This is a genomic window from Pseudomonas sp. HY2-MNA-CIBAN-0224 (assembly GCF_040310285.1).
Lineage (GTDB): Bacteria > Pseudomonadota > Gammaproteobacteria > Pseudomonadales > Pseudomonadaceae > Aquipseudomonas > Aquipseudomonas helleri.
On record NZ_JBEOPQ010000721.1, the window covers coordinates 1 to 254 of the forward strand.

Here is a 254-nt window from a genome sequence, read left to right on the forward strand (position 1 = left end):
GTACTGAGCAATCACGCTCAAATAGATGCACATAATTACCATGCGTATCACCGAATACTTGGATTTCTATATGACGTGGTTTTAGCGCATATTTTTCGACCAACACTTGATCATTGCCAAAACTGGTAATCGCTTCGCGGCGGCATGAGTCCAACAGGTCAATAAAATCGCTACTTTTTTCAACGATACGCATGCCTTTGCCGCCGCCACCTGCACTCGCTTTAATCAAGACAGGGTAGCCAATACTATCTGCC

1 protein-coding gene is annotated in these 254 nt (G+C 44.9%); it reads right to left on the minus strand.

Annotation, left to right across the window (positions count from 1 at the left end; translation table 11 throughout):
* Positions 1-254, minus strand: a 254-nt coding sequence (locus AAEZ03_RS28215) for an ATP-binding protein (protein WP_502947986.1), incomplete at both ends; no start/stop codon positions are given.